At 65.7% G+C, this 26,482-nt stretch carries 27 protein-coding genes and 1 tRNA gene; 18 read left to right on the top strand and 10 right to left on the bottom strand.

Annotated features, from left to right (window positions below):
* Positions 1 to 153: 153 nt before the first annotated feature.
* From IP83_RS20265 to IP83_RS12360, 5 genes are all read left to right on the top strand, one after another.
* A complete protein-coding gene (locus IP83_RS20265) occupies positions 154 to 294 on the top strand; it encodes a hypothetical protein (protein ID WP_156309699.1) in 141 nt (46 codons plus the stop codon).
* A complete protein-coding gene (locus IP83_RS12375) occupies positions 291 to 2,180 on the top strand; it encodes a hypothetical protein (protein ID WP_054122530.1) in 1,890 nt (629 codons plus the stop codon). The genes IP83_RS20265 and IP83_RS12375 overlap by 4 nt, the downstream gene beginning before the upstream one ends.
* A 4-nt stretch (positions 2,181 to 2,184) precedes the next feature.
* Positions 2,185 to 3,093, top strand: coding sequence for a tyrosine recombinase (locus IP83_RS12370; RefSeq protein ID WP_082364672.1), 909 nt, complete (start codon positions 2,185 to 2,187; stop codon positions 3,091 to 3,093).
* Between the two features lie 10 nt (positions 3,094 to 3,103).
* The gene (locus IP83_RS12365; RefSeq protein ID WP_054122529.1) at positions 3,104 to 4,048 is read left to right on the top strand and encodes an acetyl-CoA carboxylase carboxyltransferase subunit alpha; all 945 of its coding nucleotides are present in this window, start codon (positions 3,104 to 3,106) and stop codon (positions 4,046 to 4,048) included.
* A 117-nt stretch (positions 4,049 to 4,165) separates the two neighbouring features.
* Positions 4,166 to 5,641, top strand: coding sequence for a M48 family metalloprotease (locus tag IP83_RS12360; protein WP_054122528.1), 1,476 nt, complete (start codon positions 4,166 to 4,168; stop codon positions 5,639 to 5,641).
* A 79-nt stretch (positions 5,642 to 5,720) separates the two neighbouring features.
* Here the strand turns inward: IP83_RS12360 and IP83_RS12355 are convergent, their stop codons facing one another.
* The 3 genes from IP83_RS12355 to IP83_RS19610 all read right to left on the bottom strand — a co-directional run bounded on the left by IP83_RS12355 (position 5,721) and on the right by IP83_RS19610 (position 6,802).
* Positions 5,721 to 5,903: a Flp family type IVb pilin gene (locus tag IP83_RS12355; RefSeq protein ID WP_054122534.1), complete on the bottom strand. Its 183-nt coding sequence runs from the start codon at positions 5,901 to 5,903 to the stop codon at positions 5,721 to 5,723.
* Positions 5,904 to 6,249: 346 nt separating this feature from the next.
* Positions 6,250 to 6,438, bottom strand: coding sequence for a Flp family type IVb pilin (locus IP83_RS12350; protein ID WP_054122527.1), 189 nt, complete (start codon positions 6,436 to 6,438; stop codon positions 6,250 to 6,252).
* Positions 6,439 to 6,652: 214 nt separating this feature from the next.
* Entirely contained in the window at positions 6,653 to 6,802 is a 150-nt protein-coding gene (locus IP83_RS19610; RefSeq protein WP_231625029.1) for a Flp family type IVb pilin, read from the bottom strand.
* Positions 6,803 to 6,893: 91 nt separating this feature from the next.
* Here IP83_RS19610 and IP83_RS12345 point away from each other — a divergent pair, with 91 nt between their 5' ends.
* The 6 genes from IP83_RS12345 to IP83_RS12320 all read left to right on the top strand — a co-directional run bounded on the left by IP83_RS12345 (position 6,894) and on the right by IP83_RS12320 (position 11,290).
* Positions 6,894 to 7,337: a (deoxy)nucleoside triphosphate pyrophosphohydrolase gene (locus tag IP83_RS12345; protein WP_231625028.1), complete on the top strand. Its 444-nt coding sequence runs from the start codon at positions 6,894 to 6,896 to the stop codon at positions 7,335 to 7,337.
* 55 nt (positions 7,338 to 7,392) lie between these two features.
* Positions 7,393 to 7,469 (top strand) — tRNA-Arg (locus IP83_RS12340).
* A 224-nt stretch (positions 7,470 to 7,693) separates the two neighbouring features.
* A complete protein-coding gene (gene pdhA, locus IP83_RS12335) occupies positions 7,694 to 8,806 on the top strand; it encodes a pyruvate dehydrogenase (acetyl-transferring) E1 component subunit alpha (protein ID WP_054122526.1) in 1,113 nt (370 codons plus the stop codon).
* 1 nt (position 8,807) lies between these two features.
* Positions 8,808 to 10,169 carry a pyruvate dehydrogenase complex E1 component subunit beta gene (locus IP83_RS12330; RefSeq protein WP_054122525.1) on the top strand — a complete coding sequence of 454 codons (1,362 nt, stop codon included), beginning with the start codon at positions 8,808 to 8,810 and terminating at the stop codon, positions 10,167 to 10,169.
* Positions 10,170 to 10,210: 41 nt separating this feature from the next.
* Positions 10,211 to 10,741, top strand: a complete 531-nt coding sequence (locus IP83_RS12325) for a hypothetical protein (RefSeq protein WP_156309698.1) — start codon at positions 10,211 to 10,213, stop codon at positions 10,739 to 10,741.
* Between the two features lie 84 nt (positions 10,742 to 10,825).
* A complete protein-coding gene (locus IP83_RS12320) occupies positions 10,826 to 11,290 on the top strand; it encodes an EF-hand domain-containing protein (RefSeq protein WP_054122523.1) in 465 nt (154 codons plus the stop codon).
* 179 nt (positions 11,291 to 11,469) lie between these two features.
* Here IP83_RS12320 and trmFO read toward each other — a convergent pair whose 3' ends face one another.
* Positions 11,470 to 12,840, bottom strand: coding sequence for a methylenetetrahydrofolate--tRNA-(uracil(54)-C(5))-methyltransferase (FADH(2)-oxidizing) TrmFO (gene trmFO / locus IP83_RS12315; RefSeq protein ID WP_054122522.1), 1,371 nt, complete (start codon positions 12,838 to 12,840; stop codon positions 11,470 to 11,472).
* Positions 12,841 to 12,911: 71 nt separating this feature from the next.
* Between trmFO and IP83_RS12310 the strand changes: the two genes are divergently transcribed.
* Entirely contained in the window at positions 12,912 to 13,568 is a 657-nt protein-coding gene (locus IP83_RS12310) for a lysoplasmalogenase (protein WP_054122521.1), read from the top strand.
* A gap of 3 nt (positions 13,569 to 13,571) precedes the next feature.
* Here IP83_RS12310 and IP83_RS12305 read toward each other — a convergent pair whose 3' ends face one another.
* The gene (locus IP83_RS12305; RefSeq protein WP_054122520.1) at positions 13,572 to 13,916 is read right to left on the bottom strand and encodes a DUF952 domain-containing protein; all 345 of its coding nucleotides are present in this window, start codon (positions 13,914 to 13,916) and stop codon (positions 13,572 to 13,574) included.
* Positions 13,913 to 16,630 carry a DNA gyrase subunit A gene (gyrA, locus tag IP83_RS12300; RefSeq protein ID WP_054122519.1) on the bottom strand — a complete coding sequence of 906 codons (2,718 nt, stop codon included), beginning with the start codon at positions 16,628 to 16,630 and terminating at the stop codon, positions 13,913 to 13,915. Before gyrA ends, IP83_RS12305 begins: the two co-directional genes overlap by 4 nt.
* Positions 16,631 to 16,985: 355 nt before the next feature.
* Between gyrA and IP83_RS12295 the strand changes: the two genes are divergently transcribed.
* Positions 16,986 to 18,302 (top strand): hypothetical protein, encoded by a 1,317-nt coding sequence (locus tag IP83_RS12295; RefSeq protein ID WP_231625027.1) that lies wholly within the window; start codon positions 16,986 to 16,988, stop codon positions 18,300 to 18,302.
* An 80-nt stretch (positions 18,303 to 18,382) separates the two neighbouring features.
* Here the strand turns inward: IP83_RS12295 and IP83_RS12290 are convergent, their stop codons facing one another.
* Positions 18,383 to 19,036, bottom strand: coding sequence for a carbonic anhydrase (locus tag IP83_RS12290; RefSeq protein ID WP_054122517.1), 654 nt, complete (start codon positions 19,034 to 19,036; stop codon positions 18,383 to 18,385).
* A gap of 66 nt (positions 19,037 to 19,102) precedes the next feature.
* Here IP83_RS12290 and lipA point away from each other — a divergent pair, with 66 nt between their 5' ends.
* Together lipA and IP83_RS12280 are read left to right on the top strand one after the other, a co-directional pair.
* On the top strand, positions 19,103 to 20,044 hold the full coding sequence (lipA, locus tag IP83_RS12285) for a lipoyl synthase (RefSeq protein WP_054122516.1): 942 nt from the start codon (positions 19,103 to 19,105) through the stop codon (positions 20,042 to 20,044).
* Between the two features lie 6 nt (positions 20,045 to 20,050).
* Positions 20,051 to 20,512, top strand: coding sequence for a type II toxin-antitoxin system RatA family toxin (locus IP83_RS12280; RefSeq protein ID WP_054122515.1), 462 nt, complete (start codon positions 20,051 to 20,053; stop codon positions 20,510 to 20,512).
* On the opposite strand, the gene IP83_RS12275 is transcribed toward IP83_RS12280, so the two are convergent.
* The 3 genes from IP83_RS12275 to IP83_RS12265 all read right to left on the bottom strand — a co-directional run bounded on the left by IP83_RS12275 (position 20,473) and on the right by IP83_RS12265 (position 22,709).
* The gene (locus IP83_RS12275) at positions 20,473 to 20,976 is read right to left on the bottom strand and encodes a CinA family protein (protein WP_054122514.1); all 504 of its coding nucleotides are present in this window, start codon (positions 20,974 to 20,976) and stop codon (positions 20,473 to 20,475) included. The genes IP83_RS12280 and IP83_RS12275 overlap by 40 nt on opposite strands.
* Positions 20,977 to 20,980: 4 nt before the next feature.
* Positions 20,981 to 21,487 (bottom strand): hypothetical protein, encoded by a 507-nt coding sequence (locus tag IP83_RS12270; protein ID WP_156309697.1) that lies wholly within the window; start codon positions 21,485 to 21,487, stop codon positions 20,981 to 20,983.
* A 64-nt stretch (positions 21,488 to 21,551) separates the two neighbouring features.
* Entirely contained in the window at positions 21,552 to 22,709 is a 1,158-nt protein-coding gene (locus tag IP83_RS12265; protein ID WP_054122512.1) for a bifunctional 2-C-methyl-D-erythritol 4-phosphate cytidylyltransferase/2-C-methyl-D-erythritol 2,4-cyclodiphosphate synthase, read from the bottom strand.
* Between the two features lie 74 nt (positions 22,710 to 22,783).
* Here IP83_RS12265 and dusB point away from each other — a divergent pair, with 74 nt between their 5' ends.
* From dusB to IP83_RS12250, 3 genes are read left to right on the top strand one after another with little or no spacing between them, the layout of a single operon-like run.
* Positions 22,784 to 23,824, top strand: coding sequence for a tRNA dihydrouridine synthase DusB (gene dusB / locus IP83_RS12260; protein ID WP_054122511.1), 1,041 nt, complete (start codon positions 22,784 to 22,786; stop codon positions 23,822 to 23,824).
* The gene (locus IP83_RS12255) at positions 23,821 to 24,933 is read left to right on the top strand and encodes a nitrogen regulation protein NR(II) (protein ID WP_054122510.1); all 1,113 of its coding nucleotides are present in this window, start codon (positions 23,821 to 23,823) and stop codon (positions 24,931 to 24,933) included. Before dusB ends, IP83_RS12255 begins: the two co-directional genes overlap by 4 nt.
* The gene (locus IP83_RS12250) at positions 24,930 to 26,363 is read left to right on the top strand and encodes a sigma-54 dependent transcriptional regulator (RefSeq protein ID WP_054122509.1); all 1,434 of its coding nucleotides are present in this window, start codon (positions 24,930 to 24,932) and stop codon (positions 26,361 to 26,363) included. The genes IP83_RS12255 and IP83_RS12250 overlap by 4 nt, the downstream gene beginning before the upstream one ends.
* Positions 26,364 to 26,482: the final 119 nt, after the last annotated feature.

Raw genomic sequence — 26,482 nt, 5'->3', positions numbered from 1 at the left:
GATGCGGGCCGCCAGCCGCTGGATTGCGGCATTCGGAGAGGCGGGTTCGTCGTGGTCCATTGCCGCGCCGCCTATAGTTGCGCTAGTGCCCAGTGCAAGAGCCGTCGCCCTCCCGCTTTTGCGCGCGGAGCAAACGGCCGCGGGAGCGTATTGGTGAAGGCACGAGTTCTGGCAGTCTGCGTCCTCTTGGTGGTGGTGGCGATATTGGCTTTGGCATGGATCATGGGGGATACGCAGCCGACGCGCTGGATCGAGACGCCCGTCGCGGCGCCGAGTGCAAAGGCTCCCGCATGACAATTCGCGGCGTTCGCCTTGCGGTGCTGACTTGCGCGGCGATCGGTGCGCTCTCCGCCATCGCTGTCACGGCGCAGGAATCGCTGCTGCCGCCGGGGTTTGACGACAAACCGGCCGCTCCGTCGCGCAAGCCGCAGACCGCGCCGCGTCCGGCCGCGAGCAGCGCGGCGCCCTCGGCCAAGCCATCGGCGCCCGCCACGATTACCGTGCAGCGCCCGTCGTCCTCGCCCACCCCGCAGGTCGTTGCGGTTCCGCAGGTGCAGCCTATGCCGGGCGCGCCCGCACCGGCGGTTCCCGTCGCAGGAAACAGCCTTGCGGATATCGATCCGGCGCTGATCGACCAGCTTATCGCCAGCGCCAAGCCCAAGGCCGATATTCCTCCGCAGGCCCAGCGCAGCCTGTCGCGCGTCGGCTTCTTCGATCAGGCGGACGGCGGTTTCCCGGCGGTTTCGAGCCACTATCTCAACGGCCCCTTCGTTGCCGGGCTGTTGACCGCCATGCGCGGCGATTTCGTCTCGCGCTGGGGGCACATCCTGCTCCGCCGCGCGCTGGCGAGCCGGCTTGATACCCCCGTCGGGATGAACGGGGCAGAATGGGCGGCGCTCCGGGCGAACGTGTTGCTGCGCATGGGCGAGGCCGATGCCGCGCGCGCGCTGGTGCAGGAAGTCGACAGCGGGTTCTACAGCAGGACGCTGGAAGACGCCGCGATGGGCAGCTTCCTCGCCACCGCCGATCCGGTGGGCCTGTGCCCGATCACCGCTTTGACGGCGGCGGGAAGGCCGGGCTGGGATTGGACACTGACCCGCGCGATCTGCACCGCTTTCACCGGCGGGGAGGGCGCGCCAGCGCTCGCGGTGCTCGACAATGCGATGCGCAAGGGCACCGCGGCCAAGATCGATATCCTGCTGGCCCAGAAGTTCGCGGGAGCAGCCAGTCAGGGCCACCGCGCGGTGAAGATCGAGTGGGCGGGCGTAGACAGCCTGACACCGTGGCGTACGGGGCTCGCCCTCGCCACCGGGCTCGAGCCGCCCGAGGCGCTGCGCAGAAAAGCTGGCGCGGCCTATGCCGTCCTCGCGGTGCGCGCGCCGATGCTCCCCCTCGCTGCCCGCGCCGAGGCCGCCGATATCGCCGCCGAACGCGGAATTCTCTCGGCCGCTGCGATGGTCGATCTCTACAGCGAGATCCACGCGCTGGACGAGCCCGACAAGACCTGGGGCCCGCTCGCCGATACGCTGCGCAGCGCCTATCTCGCCGCCGATGTGGCCGACCGTCTCTCCGCGATCCGCAGTCTGTGGGGCGATGCGAGCGATCCGGACCGCGCCTATTCGCGCCTCGTGCTGACCGCCTACGCCTCGGCCCGGATCACCCCGAGTGCGGACCTTTCGGGCGATGCCAAGGGTCTGATCGCCTCGATGCTGACTGCAGGGCTTGATCGCAATGCGGTTCGCTGGGCCAGTATGGTTCCCGTCGGCAGCGAGGCCTGGGGCCTGCTCGCCCTGTCTGCACCCGCGAAGTCTGCCGCGATCAGTGCCGATACGCTGGCTACCTTCCAATCGGATGATACCAGCACCGGCGGTCTGCGCTCGCGCTTCCTGTTGGCGGGGCTGATGGGGCTTGGCCGGGTCGATCCGGCAACGGCGCGCCGGGTTGCCGGTGATCTGAAAGTCGATTTCGCTCGTCAGACCCGGTGGACCCGCGCCATCGATTCCGCCGCCGCCTCGCAGAACCCGATGCTGGTGGCCTTGCTCGCCGGGTTCGGCATGCAGGGGACGGGCTGGGACAAGATGACGCCGCTGCATCTCTACCACATCGTCGCCGCGCTGCGCCGGGCCGGGCTTGAGGGCGAGGCGCGGATGATCGCGGCGGAGGCCGTGGCGCGGGTCTGATCGGGTGAGCGATCCGATCGCCGCCTTTCTCGCCATGCTCGCCGCCGAGCGCGGTGCCGCCGCCAATACCATCGCTGCCTATGGCCGCGACCTGCACGCGGCGCGCGAGGAAATCGGCGATCTCGTGGGGGCGGACAGCGATGCGCTGGCCGGTCTTGCCGAAGCATGGCGCGATCTGGCTCCCTCCAGCCTCGCCCGCAAGTCCTCTGCGCTGCGGCAGTTCTACGGCTTCCTTGCCGACGAAGGCCTGCGCGACGACGACCCTTCTGCCGCGCTGCCACGACCGCGCACCCGGCGTCCCCTGCCGCGCTTGCTGGGGCACGGCGAGATCGGTGCGCTGTTTGCGCTTGCCGAGCGCGAAGCCGCATCGGGGGAGGGCGCGCGCATGCTGGCGCTGCTCGAATTGCTCTACGGTTCCGGATTGCGCGCAACCGAACTCGTTTCGCTCCCGCTGGCCGCGGTCCCGCGCGATGCGCCGTTCCTGATGATCACGGGAAAGGGCGGGCAGCAACGCATGGTGCCGGTCAGCGCGCGGGCCAGTGCGGCGCTGTCGGCTTGGCTGGCGCTGCGACCCAAGGGTGGGCGCTGGGTGTTTCCCAGTCCGCGCGGCGGCCATTTGACCCGCGTACGCCTGTTCCAGCTGCTGCGCGGTCTGGCGCTCAGGGCCGGGCTCGATCCGGAAAAGGTCAGCCCGCACGTGCTGCGCCATGCCTTTGCCACCCACCTTCTGGAGGGCGGGGCGGACCTGCGTGTACTGCAGACCCTGCTCGGCCATGCCGATATCGCAACGACCCAGATCTACACCCATGTCGACGCCGCGCGGCTCGTGGCGCTGGTGAACAGCCGCCATCCCCTTGGCCAAGTGGCGCAAAACCCGGCGCCAGAGGTTGACCCGGCGGCCTGCCAGTCCTAGCGCGGCGCGGATGATTTCCTATCTCGAATTCGAAAAGCCGATCGCCGCGCTCGAGGCGCGCATCGCTGAGCTGCGCGAAACCGCGCAGACGGGCGCGCTCGACATCACGTCCGAGATCCGCCGGCTCGAGGCCAAGTCCGCCGAACTGCTTGCCAGCACCTATCGTTCGCTGACGCCGTGGCAGAAGACGCAAGTCGCGCGCCATCCTTCGCGCCCGCATTTCCGTGACTATGTGAGCAAGGCCTTCACCGACTTCATGCCGCTCGGCGGTGATCGCAAGTTCGGCGAGGATCACGCGATTGTCGGCGGCTTTGCCACGCTCGAAGGCCGCGCAGTCATGCTGATCGGCCACGAAAAGGGCCACGACACACAGAGCCGCATCCGCCACAACTTCGGCATGGGCAAACCCGAAGGCTACCGCAAGGCGGTGCGCCTGATGGAGCTTGCCAGCCGGTATGGCCTGCCGGTCGTCACGCTGGTCGATACCTCGGGCGCGTTCCCGGGCGTCGAGGCGGAAGAACGCGGCCAGGCCGAAGCGATTGCCCGCAGCACCGAGGCCTGCCTTGCACTTGGCGTGCCGATGGTCGCCGCGATCGTCGGTGAAGGCGGCTCGGGCGGCGCGGTGGCGCTGGCGAGCGCCGAGCGCGTGCTGATGTTCGAGCACGCGGTATACTCGGTGATCTCGCCCGAAGGTTGCGCCTCGATCCTCTGGCGCACGGCCGAAAAGGCTCCCGAAGCGGCCGAGGCCATGCGGATGACGGCGCAGGACCTCCTCGGGCTCGGCGTGATCGACCGCATCGTGCCTGAGCCGGTCGGCGGCGCGCATCGCGATCCCACGGCTGCCGCTGTGGCGCTGGGCAGCGCGATTTCCGCTGAGCTGACAGCACTCGCCGGCAAACCCGCCGATACGCTGCGCGCCTTGCGCGCCGAACGGTTCCTTCGCATCGGCGGCTGACCGCCAGAGCCTGCTTCCCGCTCGAAATGCCTCTGGCCTTGCCGCTCCCTGCAAGGCTAGGTTAGCGTCGCGTTACTGCGGCGCGTGATGCGGCGCTGCGGGCACTGGGGAGAAACCATGAACAACCGCTCGTTCCGCGCCATTCTGCTTGCCGCCGGTGCCGGAAGCCTCGTTCTGGCAGGCCCTGCCGTGCCGACTTCGCGTGTCGATGCGCAGGGGGCGGTCAGCACGATCAGCGCTGCGGACAAGGCGGAAGGAGCCAAGGCGCACCCGCAGCTGCTGGCCGAGTTCGGCGGCGCTGTCACCGGCCCGCAAGCGAAGTATGTCGAAGGGGTCGGCAAGACCATCGCGTTCCAGTCCGGCCTCGGCAATGCGCGCAGCGACTTCACCGTCACGCTGCTCAATTCCCCTGTGAACAACGCCTTCGCGATTCCGGGCGGTTATGTCTACGTGACGCGCCAACTGACCGCGCTGATGAACAACGAGGCGGAGCTGGCGGGTGTGCTCGGCCACGAAGTCGGTCACGTCGCCGCCCGCCATTCGCAGAAGCGGCAAAGCGCGGCGACGCGCAACACGATCATCGGCGTGCTGGGTTCGGTGCTGGCAGGCGCGGTGCTGGGCAATTCGGCGCTGGGCCAACTGGGCCAGAAGATTTTCTCGACCGGCAGCCAGCTGCTGACGCTCAAGTACTCGCGCGGGCAGGAGACAGAAGCGGATTCGCTTGGCGTGACTTATCTCAAGCGTGCCGGTTATGATCCGCGCGCGATGGGGACAGTGCTGCGCAGCCTTGCCCAGCAGACCGCGCTCGATGCCCAGCTGACCGGCAGCACAGACAAGGTACCGGAATGGGCCAGCACTCACCCCGATCCTGCCTCTCGTGTAACCGCGGCGCTTGCTTTGGCTGGATCCAATGCGCGCGGGATGACCAACCGCGATGTATTCCTGAGCAGCGTTGATGGCCTGACCTACGGCGATGATCCCAAGCAGGGTGTGGTCGACGGGCGCAAGTTCATCCACCCGGGCTTCCGCATGAGCTTTCAGGCGCCGCAGGGCTTCTACCTCGTCAATGGCACGCGCTCGGTTTCGATCAGCGGGCAATCGGGCAAGGGCGAGATGTCGACTGCGCCTTTTTCGGGCAACCTCGATGCCTATGTCAGGTCAGTCTTCGCCGGTTTGTCGGATCAGCAGCGCATCGCGCCGGATGATGTGCGCACGACCACGGTCAATGGCATTCCGGCGGCCTACGGCATGACCCGGGTCAACACCAGTGATGGCGTGCGCGATGTCGTCGTGTTTGCCTATGCCTGGGGGCCGGGACAGGCTTTCCACTTCACCACGATCAGCGCGGCCGGGCAGGCGAATGCATTCGACCCGATGTTTTCCTCGATGCGGCGGATCACGATCGGCGAGGCCGGGGCCGTACGCGCGCGGCGGCTGATGGTGCTGACTGTAAAGAAGGGCGACACCGTTCAGTCGCTCGCCCGCCGCATGGCCTACGATGATCGGCCGCTGGACCGCTTCCTTGTGCTCAATGCCCTCGATGCCAAGGCGGCGCTGGTGCCAGGTTCGCGGGTCAAACTGATCGTGTATTGATACAAATCACTTCGCCGAACACGAAAAAGGGCAGACTTGCGCCTGCAAGTCTGCCCTTTCCTGTTTCTGGCCTGGAAGCTTAGAGCTTGCCGTCCGACGAGTTGTTCATCTGGGTCGAAACCAGGTTGAACGTGTTGGAAAGCGAGTTGCCGAGCGCGCCCATGGCGGTGATCGCAGCAACGGCGATGAGCGCGGCAATCAGGCCGTATTCGATAGCGGTGGCGCCGGTTTCATCAGCGAGGATCAGGCGAATCTGCTTCATTGTGTAGGTCCCTTCAAACAGTTTTCGGGTGACGCCTGTCGCGTGATCCGAACCGGTGACCTGCTTTGGCAGCATAACCATCCGATATCTGTGGTCTACGGTAGAACACTTATCATTCTGTAAATGCAGAACCGGATCGATCGGAATATAAATTGCCGACCAAGGGCTTTGGGAAACCAGAAAAGCGAGACACAGTCACCTGTTCTCTAATGAAATATCTAAAAAGAGCGACTGCAATAGAGAGGACTGATTAATCCAAAAGAACTATCGCTATGCCATCGCGCACGAATAGGGGGCGTGGAATACCACGCCCCCATTCTGCGTCTTGCTTGCCGTCGGGTCGGGCTTAGAACGGACCCTTGCCGTCGGAGGCGTTGTTCATCTTGGTCGAAACCTGGGTGAACGTGTTCGAAAGCGAGTTGCCGAGCGCGCCCATGGCGGTGATGGCGGCAACCGCGATCAGGGCAGCAATCAGGCCATACTCGATGGCCGTGGCGCCTTCTTCATCGCGAAGAAGTGTCTTGATAGTCGTCATGCGAATGGTCCTCCACCTGGCAGCTGTCGCCGCCGTCGTGCTCTTTCGCTCCACACAACCCCCCGGTCGTACGAAATTGCGAGTGTCAAAATATCCGGCATTCCCTGACGAATCGTAAACAGCCCTCACCTTTGGTTTAAGTACCGGCCGTGCGTAGGCAATTGCGGGGCGGAAAGGCGAATCCGCGCCGGTGCCCGCATGTGATGAAGCCAGCTTACTTCTTCGCCTTGGTGAAGTTTGCATCGATCGTGTTGTACATCGTGAACAGCGAGTTCACGAACGCGCTCATCCCGAAAAACATCGTCATTGCAATGACGCCGATGAGCAAGCCATACTCGATGGCGGTAGCGCCGGTGTCATCCATCAGTGGCTTTCGGACAAAGTCCCACATCAATCGGAGTTCCCCTGTCCGCATCTAGGTACATTCTAGGATAGGCAGGGCTAACAAAGTATAAATGGAAACTACCGGCATGGAAGCGCCGCCGACATTGCTGACCGTCGTGGCGCTGGCCTTGGTCGACAGCGCGGATCGCGTGCTGATGCAGCGCCGTCCGCATTCCCGCGCGCACGGTGGACTGTGGGAGTTTCCCGGCGGCAAGGTCGAACCGGGCGAGGGGCCTGCCGCCGCACTCGTTCGCGAGATTGCCGAGGAACTGGCGATCAGCGTCGATGCGGTGGATATGGTGCCGCTGACCTTTGCTGCAAATCCTGCAAGCGAGGGGGGGAGGCCACTTGTCCTTCTGCTCTATACCTGCCGGCGCTGGCAGGGCGATCCGGTCCCTGAGCCGGGAGCGGAACTGCAATGGGTGAATGCGCCGTCACTCTCTGCACTTCAGATGCCGCCGCTCGATGTCCCGCTCGCAGCCGCATTGCAGTGTCATCTAAAAAAGCTTGATTAGGACCGGATAGGGGGTTGCCAAGCCCGGAAGGCGCTTCTAAAGGCGCCACTCCAACGCACCCGTAGCTCAGCTGGATAGAGCATCAGACTACGAATCTGAGGGTCGGACGTTCGAATCGTTCCGGGTGCGCCATTTTCCTTCATCACCGTGATTTTGCACTTTGTTGCAGCGCTTTGGTGCGCACGTAACCGTGCGGCATTTTCTGTCGAATAGGTATACGCAAGCCGCAAGGCGCAAGCCTTGGGCGTTGCGGATTTCAGGCACTTGGTCCTATAGCGGCGCTTGCAGCGCGCCGTTGAACCGGTGTGCCGCTACGACATCTGCCCTCCCCAGGCTGCCAGACAAGGAACACCGCATTGGCCCAACCTGCCAAGCCGCGCGCAACCAAGGCGACGAAGCCCAAAGCTGCGCCCGCCGCCGCTCCTGCAACTGCACAAGAGGATGAAGCGACCTTCGCGCTACGCAGCCTCCAGCAGGCCCACGCGAACAACAAGCGCTTCGACGCCAGCGACGAGGAACTGCTGCACTTCTACGAGCAGATGGTGCTGATAAGGCGATTCGAGGAGAAGGCTGGCCAGCTCTATGGCCTCGGCCTGATCGGCGGCTTCTGCCACCTCTATATCGGGCAGGAAGCCGTTGCCGTCGGCCTGCAGTCGGCGCTCAAGGAAGGCCACGACAGCGTCATCACCGGCTACCGCGACCACGGCCACATGCTGGCCTACGGCATCGATCCCAAGGTGATCATGGCCGAACTGACCGGGCGCGGCGCGGGCATCAGCCGCGGCAAGGGCGGCTCGATGCACATGTTCTCGACCGACCACAAGTTCTACGGCGGCCACGGCATCGTCGGCGCGCAGGTGCCGCTGGGTGCGGGGCTTGCCTTCGCGCACAAGTATCGCGGCGACGGCGGCGTGTGCATGGCCTATTTCGGTGACGGTGCGGCCAACCAGGGCCAGGTCTATGAAACCTTCAACATGGCCGCCCTGTGGCAGCTCCCCATCGTCTTCGTGGTCGAGAACAACGGCTATGCGATGGGCACCGCGGTCAAGCGCGGCTCCGCTGAAACCCACTTCCACCGCCGCGGCACGGGCTTCCGCATCCCCGGCATGGACGTCAACGGCATGGATGTGCTTGAAGTGCGCGCCGCCGCCGAGGTTGCGCTGAACTATGTCCGCGCGGGCAATGGCCCCGTGCTGATGGAGCTCAACACCTATCGCTATCGCGGCCACTCGATGTCGGACCCGGCAAAATACCGCAGCCGCGAGGAAGTGCAGGAAATGCGCGACCATCATGATCCGATCGAAGGCGCCAAGCGCGACCTCCTGCTGCGCGGCGTGAGCGAGGACCGCATCAAGGAGATCGACAAGCGCATCCGCCAGGTCGTCGCCGAAGCCGCCGATTTTGCCGAAAGCTCGCCTGAGCCGGCCCCGGCCGAACTCTATACCGACGTGCTGGTGGGGACCTACTGACATGGCGATCGATCTGAAGATGCCCGCGCTTTCCCCGACGATGGAGGAAGGCACGCTTGCCAAGTGGCTGGTGAAGCCCGGCGATACCGTGAAATCCGGCGACATCATCGCCGAGATCGAGACCGACAAGGCCACGATGGAATTCGAGGCGGTCGACGAAGGCGTGATCGGTGAGCTCAAGGTTCCGGAAGGTACCGAAGGGGTGAAAGTCGGCACCGTGATCGCCACGATCAGCGGCGATGATGAACCGGCTACCCCCGCAGCGGCACCGGCTCCCGCTCCGGTCGCCGCCCCGGCACCCGCACCCGTTGTCGTGGCTGCTCCGCCGCCGCCTCCGGCCCCGGTTGTCGCGCCCGTCGCTGCGGTTCCTGCCGGCACCGCGATGGTCGCCACCACGGTTCGCGAAGCCTTGCGCGATGCAATGGCAGAGGAGATGCGCGCGGACGAGCGCGTCTTCGTGATGGGCGAGGAAGTCGCCGAATATCAGGGCGCCTACAAGGTCACGCAGGGCCTGCTCGAGGAATTCGGGCCGCGCCGCGTGATCGATACCCCGATCACCGAATATGGCTTCGCCGGCATCGGCACTGGCGCCGCGATGGGCGGCCTGCGTCCGGTCATCGAGTTCATGACGTTCAACTTCGCCATGCAGGCGATCGACCACATCATCAACTCGGCAGCCAAGACCAACTACATGTCCGGCGGCCAGATGCGCTGCCCGATCGTGTTCCGAGGCCCGAACGGCGCCGCAAGCCGCGTCGGCGCGCAGCACAGCCAGAACTATGCGCCGTGGTACGCCTCGGTCCCCGGTCTCGTGGTGATCGCGCCGTACGATTCGGCGGACGCCAAGGGCCTGCTCAAGTCCGCGATCCGCAGCGAAGACCCGGTCGTCTTCCTTGAGAACGAGCTGGTCTATGGCCGCACGTTCGACGTTCCGGCGCTCGATGACTACACCGTGCCGATCGGCAAGGCCCGCACCATGCGCGCTGGCCGCGATGTGACCATCGTCAGCTATTCGATCGGCGTCGGCCTCGCGCTCGAAGCCGCGGAGAAGCTCGCGGCGGAAGGCATCGAAGCTGAAGTCATCGACTTGCGCACGATCCGCCCGCTCGACAAGGCGGCGGTGCTCGAAAGCCTTTCGCGCACCAACCGCATGGTCGTGGTCGAGGAAGGCTTTCCGGTCTGTTCGGTCGCCTCGGAAATCATTGCCATCGCGATGGAGGAAGGCTTCGATTATCTCGACGCCCCGGTCCTGCGCGTCTGCAACGAAGACGTGCCGCTGCCTTATGCCGCCAACCTCGAGAAGCTTGCGCTGGTCGATACCCCGCGGGTGATCGCGGCGGTCAAGAAGGTTTGCTACCGCTGAGTTCACCGGATCTCGAGCTGAGCCCACCCGAAAGGCTCGCGGTGCTCTACGCGCCGCGGGCCTTTCAGGCTTTGTGGGAGGGGTTCCTCCTGCTCGACAGGCGGCTTGCCGATGCCGCGAAGGAAGGGCGCGATCCGCTGATGATCCAGCTGCGCCTTGCCTGGTGGCGAGACCGGTTCGACCAGCCTGCCTCCGCATGGCCGCAAGGCGAACCGCTGCTGGCCAAGCTGACAGCGTGGGATGCCGAGCGCGGGGCACTGCGCGGCTTTGTCGATGGCTGGGAAGCGCGCATTGTCGGTGAAGATGGCGGAGCCGAACTGGGCCGCGCGCGGGTCGAAGCCGTTTGCGCCTTGGCCCGGTTGAGCGGCGTTAAGATCGACGATGACCTTCGGCAGGCCGCTGCCGAGTGGCTGGGTATCGAGCCGCCCAAGCGCCGCACGCCGATCCTTCCCGGTGCGATGCGCCCGCTCGTGATCCTGCGCGGCATGGCGCTGCGCGAAGCGGTGGGTCGTCCGGGCGGGCCATGGCGCGATTTCCTTGCGATCCTGCGCCTAGGCCTGCTTGGCCGCTAGAACTCCCGCCAAATCGGCAGGACTTGCCCCTGCCGCGCCCGCGCATTGCAGCCTAACCTAGGAGTATTACCTGGGAGGCTCGGCATGAACCGAATGCTCGTTGGCGCGCTGGGCGCCTTGTTGCTCGTGGCGTCGGGCCTGTTCTGGTGGCAGGGACGTGCTGCGGTCACCCCGCCTGCTGCGCCGAGCCAACTTGCGCTTGCATCTGCGGCCCCTGCCGAGGAAGCGCTCCCGGAGTCCGAGGCAGGCGATGCGGTCGGTCCGGGCCTGCCCGAAGCCAGCGAACAGACGCGCGAGCAGAAGCGCTTCGACCGGCTCGACAAGAATCGCGATGGGAAGATCACCCGAACCGAAATGCTCAGTCCGCGCGTCAAGGACTTCCGTAAGCTCGATGTCGACGGCAACAACCTGCTGACTTTCGACGAGTGGTCCGTCGCCACCGACAACCGCTTCAAGGCTGCGGACAAGAACGGCGATGGCAGCCTGACGCGCGAGGAATTTGCGACGACCAAGCAGAAGAAGGCGAAGAAGCCGACCTGCAAGTGCTGATTGGGTTCACGCAGAGACGCGGAGAAAGCAAGAAGGCGCGGAGTGGTTGCGTTCGCGGCGAAGCCGCTTCCTGTCATCGATTTGTTGCGGGGTGGAATCGGATTACAGAAGGTCTGCAGCGCTTGCCTCTTTCCTTCTCTGCGCTTCTCTGCTTCCTCCGCGACTCTGCGTGAACCCTCCTAAACCACCTCGGGCAGCCACTCCGCCAGATCGGCCTTGGCGCGTGCGGTATAAGCTTCCTTGCGCTGCTTCTTCTTCGTCGAAGGATCGGGCGGCGGAAACAGGCCGAAGTTGACGTTCATCGGCTGATAGGTTTCCGCTTCGGCATCGCCGGTGATGTGAGCGAGAAGCGCGCCGAGCGCGGATGTGCGTGGCGGCGCTGACCAACCCCGGCCCGCCACCTGAGCCGCCGTCATCAACCCCGCCAGCAGACCCACCGCGCCGCTTTCGACATAGCCTTCGCAGCCGGTGATCTGCCCGGCAAAGCGGATATGCGGCGCAGACTTCAAGCACAGCTGGCGGTCGAGCAAGGTCGGTGAATTGAGGAACGTGTTGCGGTGCAGGCCTCCAAGCCGCGCAAACTCGGCCTGTTCCAATCCCGGGATCGTGCGGAACACGCGGACTTGTTCGGCATGCTTCAGCTTGGTCTGGAAGCCGACCATGTTCCACAGAGTGCCGAGCTTGTTGTCCTGCCGCAGCTGTACCACGGCATAGGGCCAGCGCCCGTTCGGATGTTCCGGCGTTGCCCAGTGCGGATTGTCGAGGCCCACCGGCTTCATCGGCCCAAAGCGCAAAGTCTCTGCCCCGCGCGCGGCCATGACCTCGATCGGCATGCAGCCGTCGAAGTAGGGCGTGTTCGCTTCCCACTCCTTGAATTCGGTCTTGTCTCCGGCGAGCAGTTCCTCGCGAAAGGCTTCGTACTGCGCGCGCGTCATCGGGCAATTGATGTAGTCGCGCCCGTCGCCGCCCATGGCCAGCGAGGCCTCCGCGCCCTTGTCCCAGCGCGAGGCCATCCAGGCGATGTCCATGTCGATGCTGTCGCGGTAGACGATGGGGGCGATGGCATCGAAGAACGCGAGGCTCTCCGCGCCGGTCGCCGCGCCGATGCTGGAGGCGAGGGAAGGGGCGGTCAGTGGCCCCGTCGCGACAATGGTCAGGCCTTCCGACGGCAGCGTGTCCACCCGCTCGCGCACGATTTCCAGCGTCGGCTGCGCGGCAAGCATGGCCTCGACTTCGGCCGAAAACACCTCGCGGTCCACCGCGAGCGCGGACCCTGCCGGAACACGCGCCTTCTCCGCCGCCGCCATCAGCAGGCTGCCACACTGGCGCATCTCGTAGTGGAGGAGGCCAACGGCGTTCTTCTCGTCATCGTCGGAACGGAACGAGTTGGAGCAGACGAGTTCCGCCAGCCCCGTGCCATTATGTGCCGCCGTGCTGTCGCCGCCGCCCCGCATTTCCGAAAGCCGCACACGGATGCCGCGCCGCGCGAGTTGCCACGCGGCCTCGCTCCCGGCCATGCCGCCGCCGATGATGTGTACCTGATAAGTCACGAGCGCCGCATTGGCATTGCGTCACCCGCGCGGCAAGTCCTAGGGGAGTGGCAGGAAGGGAACGGAAGAGCATGCCGCAGCGCGCCTTGATCGAACAACGCCCATGGCTGCTCGCCAGCCTGATCGCAGGCATCAGCTACTGGTTTGTCGCGGGCAGCGCGATCCCGGGCCTCTACCTGATCTTATGGAAGGGCGCGGGAGTCGGCCTGCTCGCTGTTTACGCCTGGCGCCACCACCCGGTGGCCGACGCACACCGCATCGCGGTTGTCATGGCCCTTGGCTCGCTCGGCGACATGATTCTTGAAGTGGACTTTACCTTCGGCGCCCTGGCGTTCCTGCTCGGGCACCTCGTCGCCATTGCGCTTTACCTAAAGCACCATCGCCGCGTGATGAACCCGGCGGAGCACCTTGCAACCGCCGGTCTGCTGCTGGCCATCCCCATCGTGAGCTTCGCGCTGACCCGTCGCCCGGAGGTTGCTCTGTACGCTCTGGGCCTCGGCGGCATGACAGCGGCGGCCTATGCCAGCGACTGCCCGCGCAGCCGCGTGGCGCTGGGCGCGACGATGTTTGCGGTGTCCGACCTGTTGATCTTCGCGCGCATGGGGCCAATGGCGGAAAGCGCGGTGCCGCACCTGCTGGTCTGGCCACTCTACTATTTCGGCCAGTTCCTGATCACTGTCGGCGTGATCGGCGCGCTGCGGCGAAAAGGCGCGTTCACCGCGCCCTAGGCATCAGGGCAGGACGACCGCCCCATCCGCATCGCGCGCCAGCGGCCTATGCGCCGTCACCGCGGAAAGCGGCAGGGGCGCGTAGATATGCGGAAACAGCTGCCCCCCGCGCGATGGCTCCCATTTCACCGCAGTGCCCAACGCTGTCAGGTCGACCGCAGCGACATGCAGTCCGGTCTGCCCGGCGAAGTGCTTGTTTACGGTTTCGGTAACCTGTTCTGCGGTAGAAAGGTGAATGTAGCCGTCCGCCAGATCGATCGGCGCGCCTAGGAACACGCCGTCCGTGAGCAGCACGTTCATCTGCTCGGCGGTCAGCACCTTGTAGGCAAGCACCTCAAGCTCGCTCACGCTTCAGCTTCCCCTTCCGGCTCGCCTTCCTCCTCGGCCAGACGCACCGCGCTCACCACGTGCTCGTCGCTCGAGACGTTGAACAGGCGCACGCCTGCGCTGCCGCGCCCGATGACCCGCAGCGATTCCAGGGGCAGTCGGATCAGCTTGGCCTGATCGGTCACCAGCATGAGCTGGTCGGCCTGTGTCGCCGGGAAGCTCGCCACCACCGGCCCATTGCGTCCGATGTTGTCGATATTGGTAATGCCCTGCCCGCCGCGACCGGTGCGGCGATACTCATAGGCCGAAGAAAGCTTGCCATAGCCATTGGCGCAGACGGTGAGGATGAATTGCTCGCGCGCCTGCAGTTCGGCCATACGCTCGGTGCTGATTGAAGGTTCGCCCTCCTTCTCGCCCTTCCACGGCGCGAAGCGGACGTATTCCTCGCGCTCCTCGGCGCTGGTGCCGACGCGGTGGAGGATCGAAAGCGAGATGACCTCGTCGTCGCCCTTCAGCGTCATGCCGCGCACGCCGGTCGAGGTGCGGCTCGTGAATTCGCGCACTTCGTCGCCGGCAAAGCGGATCGCCTTGCCGCTGCGGGTCGCGAGCAGCACGTCGTCGCTGGGTTCGAGCAGCGCGACACCGATCAGCCGGTCGTCGTCGCCTTCCTCGAACTTCATCGCGAACTTGCCGTTGGTCGGGATATTGGCGAAGGCGTCCATCGCGTTGCGGCGCACGTTGCCCTTGGCCGTGGCGAACACGACCGAAAGCTTGCCCCATTCCGCCTCGTCTTCGGGCAGCGGGAGCACGGTGGCGATGGTTTCGCCCGCGTCCAGTGCCGGGAGCAGGTTGATCATCGGCCGCCCGCGCGTGGTCGGCCCCCCTTCGGGAAGGCGCCAGACCTTGAGGCGATAGACCTTGCCTGCGGTCGAGAAGAACAGCACCGGCGTGTGGGTGCTGGTGACGAACATCGTCGCCACCGCATCCTCTTCCTTGGTCGCCATGCCGCTGCGGCCCTTGCCGCCCCGGTTCTGCGCGCGGAAGGTGGAGAGCGGGGTGCGCTTGATATAGCCGTCGAGGGTGATCGTGACGACCATGTCCTCGCGCTCGATCAGGTCCTCGTCTTCGATGCCATCGGCCGCCGCCGCGATTTCCGAGCGGCGCGGCGTCGCATAGGCATCGCGCACCGCGACGAGTTCCTCGCGCATCACCGCATAGAGCTTCTCGCGGTCGGCGAGGATCGCGAGGTATTCGGCGATGGCTTTCGCCAGAACCTCAAGTTCACCTCCGATCTCATCGCGGCCCAGCGCGGTGAGGCGATGGAGGCGAAGATCGAGGATCGCGCGGACCTGCGTCTCGCTCAGGCGGTAGCTGCCGCCTTCGCCTTCCAGCGCTTCGTCCTCGATGGCTTCGACGAGGCGGATATAGGGCGCGATCTCGCCGATCGGCCATTCGCGCGCCAGCAGTGTTTCGCGGGCGAGGGCAGGGTTGGCCGAAGCGCGGATGATCCGCACCACCTCATCGAGATTCGAGACCGCAACGACAAGGCCAAGCAGGATATGCGCCCGGTCGCGCGCCTTGTTCAGCTCGAACTTGGTGCGGCGGGAGATGACCTCCTCGCGGAACTGGACGAAGGCCTCGATGATATCGCGCAGGCCCAGGATTTCTGGCCGCCCGCCGCGGATCGCCAGCATGTTGGCGGGGAAGTTCGACTGCGCGGGCGTGTTGCGCCAGATCTGATTGAGCACGACTTCGGGCGTCGCATCGCGCTTGAGGTCGATGACCACGCGCACGCCTTCACGGTTCGATTCGTCGCGGATGTCCGAGATGCCTTCGATCCGCTTGTCCTTGGCCGCTTCGGCGATCTTCTCGACGAGGCTGTTCTTGCCGACCTGATAGGGGATCGAGGTGAGCACGATCGACTTGCGGCCATCGCCGCGCCCGCCCTTGGTATCCTCGATCTCGTGCCGCGCGCGCATGACGATCGAGCCGCGGCCTTCGGTATAGGCCTTGCGCGCGCCGCTGGCGCCGAGGATCAGCGGCGCAGTTGGAAAGTCGGGCCCGGGGATGATCTGGATCAGCTCGTCCGTGGTGATCGCGGGGTTCACCATATAGGCAAGGCAGCCGTCGATCACTTCGCCGAGGTTGTGCGGCGGGATGTTGGTCGCCATGCCGACCGCGATGCCGCCCGCGCCGTTCACCAGCAGATTGGGGAACCGTGCCGGCAAGACCTGCGGCTCGTTCTCCGAACCGTCGTAGTTGGGCTGGAACTCGACCGTGTCCTTGTCGATGTCCGCGAGCAGGCTGTCGGCCACTTTGGCGAGACGCGCTTCGGTGTAGCGCATCGAGGCCGGGGGATCGGGGTCCATCGAGCCGAAGTTGCCCTGGCCGTCGATCAGCGGCAGGCGCATCGACCAGTCCTGCGTCATGCGCGCGAGCGCGTCGTAGATCGCGCTGTCTCCGTGCGGGTGGTACTTGCCCATGCAATCGCCGACGATGCGCGCGGACTTGCGATAGGCCTTGGTCGAGGTGAAGCCGTTCTCGTGGCTGGTCCACAGGATGCGGCGGTGGACGGGCTTCAGGCCGTCGCGCACGTCGGGCAGCGCGCGGCTCACGATCACGCTCATCGCGTAATCGAGGTAGCTCGTCTTCATTTCATCGACGATGTCGATCCGCTGGAACTCGTGGTCCGGCAGCGGAGCAGGCGGGTCGATCAGGCCAGTATCATCGCTCACGTCGGTTGGTTTTTCGCTTCGTTACGGGAATGTGTCCGCACTAGGCCAAAGCCCCGCCAAACGCCAGAAAATGGCCTCCGCGCAGCCGCCTTATCCACATATGTAAGCGCGGATAGGCGGCTTTCCTGAACAATGAGACGAATTGGTATTCAATCGGCGTTCAACCGGTGGGTTCCATAGCAGCAAGGCGTTGCCAAGGCGCCGATTTCGCGCCAGAGGTTCCGCGCGGTGGAAGTGTGAAACAAGTCCGTTCTGCCGGTGTTTTGGGATATGGCCCATGGCAGGACAAAGCAGGGGACCGATGCGGTCCGATGCGGTGTGGCCAGGAGGAGATGAAGTGATGCGGGGTAATGCAATGAAATTTGTGGCCGCACGGGCTGCGCTGGCCGTCGCGCTTTCGACGGGTCTTGCTGCAGGTGGCGCGCTGCTGGGCGCTGCGCCCGCCATTGCAAAGGAAAAGGAAGCGCCCAAGGGCGGCACCTATTCCAAGGAATTCATCGCGGTTGCCGGCCCTGTCCAGAAGCTGGTGCAGGACGCGCAGGCCGCCAAGGCCAAGGGCACGCCCGACGCGCAGATCAAGGCAACGCTCGGCGGCGCAGCCGATGCGGTCGCCAAGGCCGAGGCTGCGGCCAAGACCGGCCAGGACAAGCTTGCCGCCGGTCAGTTCGCGGTCCAGCTCGGCGGCTTCCTGGAAGACAACGCGATGCGCTCGCGCGGCATCAAGAACATGATCGACAGCGGCCTGCTCGAGCCGGAAAAGATCCCGACTTTCAATTTCTATCTGGGCAATTTCGCCTATTCGGCGAAGGACTATCAGGGTGCGCTCGATCCGCTGATCAAGGCGGTGCAGGCCAACGTCTCGGAAGATGCCGCGGCGGAAATGCTTGCCGATTCCTACACGCAGCTCGGCAAGCCAGCTGAAGGCATCGCTGCGCTCAAGACGGCCTACGATGCGCGCAAGGCGGCCAACGGCACCGTTCCGGACAACTGGTACACCCGCGCCAAGATCATCGCCTACAAGGCGAAGCTCGGCCCGCAGGCCATCGAATGGTCGACGCTTGAAGTGGCTGCGCAGCCCACGTCGCTCAACTGGCTGGGCGCCGGCCAGCTCGCGCGTGAGTTCGGCGGCTTCGGCAAGGAAGAGTCTCTCGATCTCGGCCGTCTGTTCCTGCGCAGCGGCGCGCTTGACAACGACAAGCAGTACGTCACCCGCGAATTCATCGAATACGTACAGGCTGCCGACCCGCGCCGTCTGCCGGGTGAGACGGTGAAGATCATCGAGCTCGGCCTTTCGAAGGGCGTGCTCGAGCAAAGCGACGTGTTCGTCAGCGACTCGCTGTCGCAGGCCAAGGGCCGCATCGCAGCGGACAAGGCCTCGCTGGTCGGTCTCGAAAAGGACGCCCGCGCGGCAGCCGACGGCAAGCTCGCGGTCGCGACGGCGGATGCCTACCTTTCGTACGACAACCCGGCCAAGGCCGAGGAGCTTTATCAGCTCGCGCTCACCAAGGGCGGCGCATTCGACATGGACCGCGCCGAGACCCGTCTCGGCATCGCACAGTTAGATCAGGGCAAGTTCGACGCGGCCAAGGCGAGCTTCGCCAAGGTCGGCGGTGTCCGCGCGCCGCTTGCCAAGCTGTGGTCGGTTCTCGCGGATCAGAAGGCAAAGCCCTGATCGGCTGAAGCCTTGAGGCAAAACGGAAAGGGCGGCCTCGCAAAAGGCCGCCCTTTCTGCATCCGAATGGCATCGTGGCCTCACTGCACTTCGAGAAACTCGCCCGAGTCTTCATCAAGAACGTGCAAGATGCCATCCGAGATCGCGAAGAACGCGCCGCGCAGGCGCAGCTCTCCGGCAGCTTCCTTGCGCCGCACGCAGGGGAAGGTACGCAAGTTGGCGAGACTGACCTTGACGCCGGCCTGCTCCATCGCCCGCTCGGCATTCCGGCCGCTGGCACCGTGGGTGTGGACAACGCCGTCTCGCGCCGGGCCGAGCAGACCGATCCAGTCGTTGATGAAGCCGCCTTCGCCGGGTTCGGTCCCTTCGAGTTCCTGCGTCAGCGCGGCGCGGCAACCGCCGCACATGCCGTGGCCGAGCACGACGATCTTGCGCACCTTGAGCACCTGCACCGCGAATTCGAGCGCGGCGGAGACACCGTGGTAGCCCGGCGAGGTCTCGAACGGCGGCACCAGCGCGGCCACGTTGCGCACCACGAACATCTCGCCCGGATCGGTATCAAAGATCTGTGCCGGATCGACGCGGCTGTCCGAACAGGCGATCACCATGACCGGCGGTTCCTGCCCTTCGCGCAACTGGTGCCAGCGTTCCAGCCGCGGGGTCCAGCCGTTCGTGCGGAAGCGGCGGTAGCCATCGATGAGGTGGTCGAGCTCGGGGGAGAAAGGTCTGGCCATGCCCGACCTGTTGCCGCCTACGAATGCATCTTTCAAGTCATGCTTCATGCGCCTATCTGAACCGTCATGAACGATCAGTCCCCGATTGCCGCGCCGGAGCGTCCGGCGCGCATCCGCAAGCCCGATTGGATCCGGGTCAAGGCGCCGACCAGCAAGGGTTACGAGGAAACGCGCGGGCTCATGCGCAGCCTCGGCCTCAACACCGTGTGCGAGGAAGCGGCCTGCCCGAACATCGGCGAATGCTGGACCAAGAAGCACGCCACGGTGATGATCCTTGGCGATGTCTGCACCCGCGCCTGTGCGTTCTGCAACGTCAAGACCGGCATGCCGCGCAAGGTCGACCCGCTCGAGCCTGCGCATGTGGCCGAGGCCGCCGCCAAGTTGGGACTCGAGCACATCGTGATCACCTCGGTCGACCGCGATGACCTGCCCGATGGCGGGGCAGGGCAGTTCGTGAAGGTCATTCAGGCCTTGCGCGCGGCCACGCCGAACACCACGATCGAAATCCTCACCCCCGATTTCCGCGGCAAGATGCGCGCTGCGGTCCAGGCGATCATGGCCGCCGGGCCGGACGTCTACAACCACAACCTCGAAACCGTGCCCCGGCTCTACCCGACGATCCGCCCCGGCGCGCGTTACTACGCCTCGCTGCGGCTGCTGGAAGAAGTGAAGCACCACGATCCCCGCGTGTTCACCAAGTCCGGCGTCATGCTCGGGCTCGGCGAGGCGCGGCTCGAAGTCCACCAGGTGATGGACGACATGCGCTCGGCCGGGATCGATTTCCTGACGATGGGCCAATACCTCCAGCCGACGCCGAAGCACGCGCCGGTGGTCGACTTCGTGACCCCGCAGGCTTTCGCGGCTTATGGCGCGATCGCCCGCGCCAAGGGCTTCCTGCAGGTCGCTTCCAGCCCGCTCACGCGCTCCAGCTACCACGCGGGCGAGGACTTCGCCGAAATGCGTGCCGCCCGCGAAGCCCAGCTCGCCAAGGCGGCCGCGAGGGTCTGACGCCCAGTGCCGGTCATCAACCAGCAGCGCCATCTGCAGTGGTCGGCCGAGGAGATGTACGACCTCGTCGCCGACGTGAAGCGCTACCCGGAATTCCTGCCTTGGGTCGTGGCGACGCGGATCAAGTCCGACAGCGAGACCGAGATGGTGGCCGACATGATGGTCGGCTTCTCGGCGCTGCGCGAGAAGTTCACCTCGCGCGTCCACAAGGACCGCCCGCACCGCATCGCGGTCGAGTATCTTGACGGTCCGCTCAAGCGGCTGTCCAACACATGGCATTTCAACGTGGCAGAGGACGGGGGATGCGTGATCGACTTCAATGTCGATTTCACCTTCCGCAGCGCGCTTTTCGAAAAGCTCGCCGGCCAGTACCTCGACCGCGCCTTCCGCAAGATGGTCGCCGCGTTCGAGACGCGCGCGGAAAAGCTCTACGGCAGCAAGAGCTCGAGCGCGACGAGCGCCGCCTGAAGCCGCACTTCGGCGCGGGTCTTCGCCGTTTCGAACACTTTCAGTTCGGCATTCACCGCCTCGGGGTCTTCACCGCGCTCCGCCTTGGCGAAAACGACCGTGCCCACCGGCTTCTGTTCGCTGCCCCCATCGGGCCCGGCAATTCCGGTGATCGCGACCGCAACCTGCGCGCGCGAATGCTTGAGCGCGCCCTGCGCCATCGACCACGCCACCGCCACGGAAACCGCGCCAAAGGTATCGATGAGGTCGGTCGAGACGCCGAGCATCTCGTTCTTGGCCTCGTTCGAATAGGTAACGAAACCGCGGTCGACAACAGCGGACGAACCCGCGATCTCGGTCAGCGCCGCCGCGACGAGACCGCCGGTGCAACTTTCGGCCATTGCGACCATGCGGCCCGCTGCCTTGTTCTCGGCAATCACCCGCGCGGCAAGGGCGGTGAGTTCTGGGGGGAGCAGCGTGTCCATGGGTTCAGGCTGCCGGGCAGATGGGAAGGTTGGACTTCTTGGTGGCGCCTACCGCGCCGCGCACTTTGGGCTTGTCCGCCAGCACGAGGATGAAGGTGACGAGTTCCGCCGTGTTTTCCGGCGGCAGCGGCGAGAGAAGGCGCGCACCGCGTTCGATGGCCTTGCACTGGCCGGGCTTGATCCCCTTCATCACCATCGCCGAGACGATGCCTTCCGCAAAAGGCTGCAGCGCCTCGTCCGAGAGGTTGGCGACAATGTCCTTCATCTTGTCGTCATTGCCGCCCAGCTTGATCAGTGCGGCCTTGGCTTCCGGCCAGGCTGCACTCTTGCGGGCGGCATAGCGCTGCACCAGCGAGGGGCCCTGCACCGCAAGATACCCCTGCGGCGACAGCTGCGGGCCGCAGGTCCTGATCGCCCCTTCCATCACGACCGGCAGCGCATAGGTCACGAGGCTCGTGACTTCCCGCTCGCTCAGGCACACCGGATCCTGCGCGGCAGCAACTTCAGCCATCCCCAACGACGCAAGTGCGGCGCCACACACGATCTTGCGAACCAGCGGCATGCCCCGCGCTCCTTCAAGCCTTGGCGATGACGGTGGCCACCGCCTGCGCCGCAATTCCCTCGCCGCGACCGGTGAAGCCGAGCCGCTCGGTGGTTGTCGCCTTGACGCTCACGGCAGCGATGTCAATCGCGAGAATCGCCGCCAGCCTCGCCCGCATCGCCGACTTGTGCGGACCGATTTTCGGAGCCTCGCAGATGATCGTGACGTCGATGTTGCTGATCGTATAGCCAGCCTCGGCGACCAGCGTTGCGGCATGGGCAAGAAAGCGGTCGGACGAAGCCCCGCGCCACTTGGCATCGGAAGGCGGGAAATGATCGCCGATGTCGCCCGCCGCGACTGCGCCGAGCAGCGCATCGACCAAGGCATGAATTGCGACGTCGGCATCACTATGGCCCGCAAGCCCCTTTGTATGCTCGATTTTCAGTCCGCAGAGCCAGAGTTCCTCACCTTCGACGAGGCGGTGGACGTCGTAGCCCATGCCGGTGCGCACGGCGGCAGGTGTCATGCTGTCATCCTTCAGATCTTCGGCAAAGGTTACCTTCTTGAGCCGCTCGTCGCCGGGAACAAGCGCAACGGCGAGCCCGGCCGTTTCAGCCACAGCGGCATCATCGCCCGCATCGGCGGCGCCACCCCAGGCGCGATGGGCGGCAAGGATGGCATCGAAGCGGAAGGCTTGCGGCGTCTGGACGCGATAGAGCCCGTCGCGGTCGACAAACGCGCCGCGCAGGCCGTTAGTGCCGCGCACGACGCTGTCGACTACCGGCAGCACCGGAATGGCGCCGGGCTGGCTGACAAGCGCCGCGACCAGCGCGGCGATGACCGCTTCGGGCAAGTCAGGGCGCGCGGCATCGTGGATCAGCACCGTGGCGGGGGCGTCATCCGCCAGTGCCTCAAGTCCGGCGCGCACCGACCCTTGCCGGCTCGCCGCACCATGGACAAACCGCACGCCGGGCACACCGGTCAGCACTTCGACCGCAGTCTCTCCCCAATTCGCGGGGATCACGACCACGATCGGTGCAACGCCGGCCTTCGCCAGCGCCTCCACGGAATGGCGGACCAGCGGCTTGCCGCGCCAGATCGCGAACTGCTTGGGCACCGTTCCGCCGGCGCGCAGACCCTGGCCAGCGGCGACAACAACAGCGGCGACGGAAGCAGGTTTGGGCAGAGTCATGGCCCGCCCCTTACAGTCCTTGCCGCAAACCGCGCAATCGACTAAGCGCATGCCTCTTTTTTAGGCAGCCTCTTATGCGTGAACTTCCCGCCCCGCCGCAGCTCCCGCCGATCATGGTCGGCCCCGTGCGCATCGCGCAGCCCGTGGTGCTCGCGCCGATGACGGGCGTCTCGGACCTGCCGTTCCGCACGATGGTCCGCCGCTTCGGCTCAGGTCTCAACGTGACCGAGATGATCGCCAGCCCCGCCGCGATCCGCGAGACGCGCCAGTCGATCCAGAAGGCGGCATGGCATCCGACCGAAGAGCCCGTCTCGATGCAGCTGATGGGCAACGAGCCGGCGCAGATGGCCGAAGCCGCCCGCATTTCCGAGGACAAGGGCGCCGCGATCATCGACATTAACATGGGCTGCCCGGTGCGCAAGATCGTCAGCGGCGATTGCGGCTCCGCGCTGATGCGCGACATCCCGCTCGCAACGGCGCTGATCGAGGCGACGGTGAAGGCGGTAAAGGTGCCGGTCACGGTCAAGATGCGCATGGGCTGGTGCCATGACAGTCTGAATGCTCCCGAACTTGCCCGCATCGCGCAGGACCTCGGCGCGCAGATGATCACGGTCCACGGCCGCACCCGCAACCAGATGTACAAGGGCTCGGCGGACTGGGCCTTCGTGCGCCGTGTGAAGGACGCGGTCTCGATCCCGGTCATCGTTAATGGCGATATCTGCGGGATCGACGATGCGGCCAAGGCCATCGAGCAAAGCGGCGCGGACGGCCTGATGATCGGGCGCGGCGCCTACGGCAAGCCGTGGCTGCTCGGCCAGGTCATGCACTGGCTCGACACCGGCGAGGAGCGCTCCGAGCCGTCGATTGCCGAGCAATATGCCCTTATCACAGAGCATTACCACGCAATGCTCGAGCATTATGGCACAGTGACCGGCGTCAACATGGCGCGCAAGCATTTGGGCTGGTACACCAAGGGTCTGCCCGGATCGGCCGAGTTCCGCAACCGCGTGAACTTCATCGACGATCCCAAGGTGGTGCTCGCCTCGCTTGCCGAATTCTATAGCCGCGCGATCGCAGCCATTGGGGCAGCCCCCGCAATCCGCGCGGCTGCATGAGCGGTCCCGGTGACTGGCGCAAGACCGGCGACGGACGGCCCGATCCCAAGCGCATCGTCGCCAGCCTGCCCATGGCGGTGTTCACGTTGGCACCGGATCTGACCATCGCCGCTGCCAATCCTGCCGCCGAGCAACTGGCCGGACAAGGTGCCCGCAGGCTGGTCGGCAAAGCGGTCGAGGATGTCTTCGTCTTCGAGGAGCCGCTGATCCTGCGCCGTCTTGCGGAAGGCGAAGCACAGTTGCTGGCGCGCGACTCGCTTGTCCGCATCCTCGGTGCGCCCGCGCGCCGGATCGACGTCATGACCTCGCCGGTCGCCTATTGCCCGGGCTGGCAACTGCTGGCGCTGAGCGAAGGTGTCGGGGTGGAGGCGCTGTCTGGCGACGGTGGCGGCGCCGGGGCAGGGGAGGGCACGCCGCTGCGCGCGCCCGAAGTCCTCGCGCACGAGATCAAGAACCCGCTCGCCGGCATTCGCGGCGCCGCCCAATTGCTCGGCCGCAAAGTGGGTAATGCGGAGCGCGCGCTGACCGACCTGATCACCGGCGAAGTCGACCGCATTGCCAAGCTGGTCGACCAGATGCAGTCGCTTTCCCGCCGGGGCCGCGAGCCCGACAGCCCCTGCAATCTGCACGAAGCCGTGCGGCGCGCACAGGCGGTCGTGGCGGCGGGGCATGGCGGGTTCGTGGTCGAGGAAGAGTTTGATCCCTCGCTCCCGCCGGTCATGGCCAATCCCGATGCGCTGGTGCAGGTCTTGCTCAACCTGTTCACAAATGCGCGCGAGGCCTGCGAAGCGGCGCGCGAGCCGCGCATTGCCGTGCGCACCCGCTTTGCCAGCGGCATCCAGCTCCACGCCGGGCCGGGCGGCAAGCCGCTGCGCCTGCCGATCGAGCTTCGCGTGAGCGACAACGGCCCCGGCATCGATCCGGCGCTCCGCGACCACATCTTCGATCCCTTCGTGACGGCGAAGAAGAACGGGCAGGGCCTCGGCCTTGCGCTCGTCCAGAAACTGGTGCGCGAGATGAATGGCCGTGTGACGCACGACCGCGATGAAGTCCGCGGGTGGACGCATTTTCGCCTGCACTTGCCCGTCGCCGGAAGCTCAAAGCTATGAAACGCCGCATCCTGCTCGTCGAGGACGATGCCTCCATCGCGCTCGTCATCACTGCCGCACTCGAGGCCGAAGGGTATGACGTCACGCGCTGCGCTTCGATTGCAGATCGCGATGCCGTGCTGGCGGAGAAACAGTTCGGCCTGATGCTGACCGACGTCGTTCTCACCGATGGCGACGGCATGGAAACGCTGGGGCGCGTCCGCGAGGCGGCGCCGCATATGCCGGTGATCATCCTCTCGGCGCAGAACACGCTCGATACCGCCGTGCGGGCAAGCGATACCGGCGCCTTCGAGTATTTCCCCAAGCCCTTCGATCTAGATGAACTGGTGCGCACCGTGCAGCAGGCGATCGGCTCCAGCGAGAGCGCAGGGCTCGACGATGTGGCCGATGACGTTGCGCCGGGGCTGCCACTGGTTGGCCGCAGCCAGGCCATGCAGACGGTCTACCGTATGATCACGCGCGTGCTGCGCAACGACCTGACGGTGCTGATCCTCGGCGAATCCGGCACCGGCAAGGAACTGGTGGCCGAGGCGATCCACCAGCTGGGCAAGCGCAGCGCGGGGCCGTTCATCGCGGTCAACACGGCGGCGATCCCCGGCGATCTCATCGAAAGCGAGCTGTTCGGCCACGAGAAGGGGGCTTTCACCGGCGCCGTCACCCGCCGCATCGGCAAGTTCGAGCAGGCGCGGAGCGGTACTTTGTTCCTCGACGAAATCGGCGACATGCCGCTGGAAGCGCAGACCCGGCTGCTGCGAGCGCTGCAATCGGGCCGCATCCGCCGCGTCGGCGGGACCGAGGAGATCACCCTCGACTGCCGCATCGTCGCCGCGACAAACCGCGATCTTGAGCCCATGATCGCGGCGGGCACGTTCCGCGAGGACCTCTACTACCGCCTCGCCGTCGTGCCGATCTCGCTGCCCCCCTTGCGCGAGCGGTCGGACGACATCGAGGCGCTGGCCCGCCATTTCCTGGTCCGCGCGGCGGGTGAGGGGCTCCCGCGCCGCCAGCTCACTGCGGCCGGCGCAGCGCTGCTCTCCCGTCAGCCATGGCGCGGCAACGTGCGCGAACTGCGCAATTTCGTCTACCGCCTCGCACTCCTCGCCCGCGACGAGGTGATCGACGCCGCCGCCATCGAACCGCTGCTGGCGCAGGACCGTGCGCAGCCGCATCCCGGCCTCGCCGCTCCGGTTCCCGCAGCCGATTTTGCCGAGGCGCTTTCAAGCTGGCTCGCCGAAGAGCAGCCGGGCGAAGGCGAACTCTACAGCGCCGCACTCGCTGCTTTCGAGCGCCCGCTGTTTCTCCACGCGCTGGCCGTCACCGGTGGCAACCAGCTGCGCGCCGCGCGTCTGCTCGGGATCAACCGCAACACATTGCGCAAGCGGCTCTCGGAACTGGCCATCGATCCTGATGAGGCCGGATCGAGAGGCTGACGTCACTCCAGGCGCCCATGTTGTCTGCCGCACGTAGTTGCCCTTTCGTCGAATCGGCTTGCATTCCTGCAACAGCAGTGTTGTAGATCAGCAACGATGGTTCAGGCTGGCAAACGCGG

It is taken from the genome of Novosphingobium sp. AAP93, from assembly GCF_001296055.1.
Lineage (GTDB): Bacteria > Pseudomonadota > Alphaproteobacteria > Sphingomonadales > Sphingomonadaceae > Novosphingobium.
This window is presented reverse-complemented; position numbering and strand designations above follow the sequence as displayed.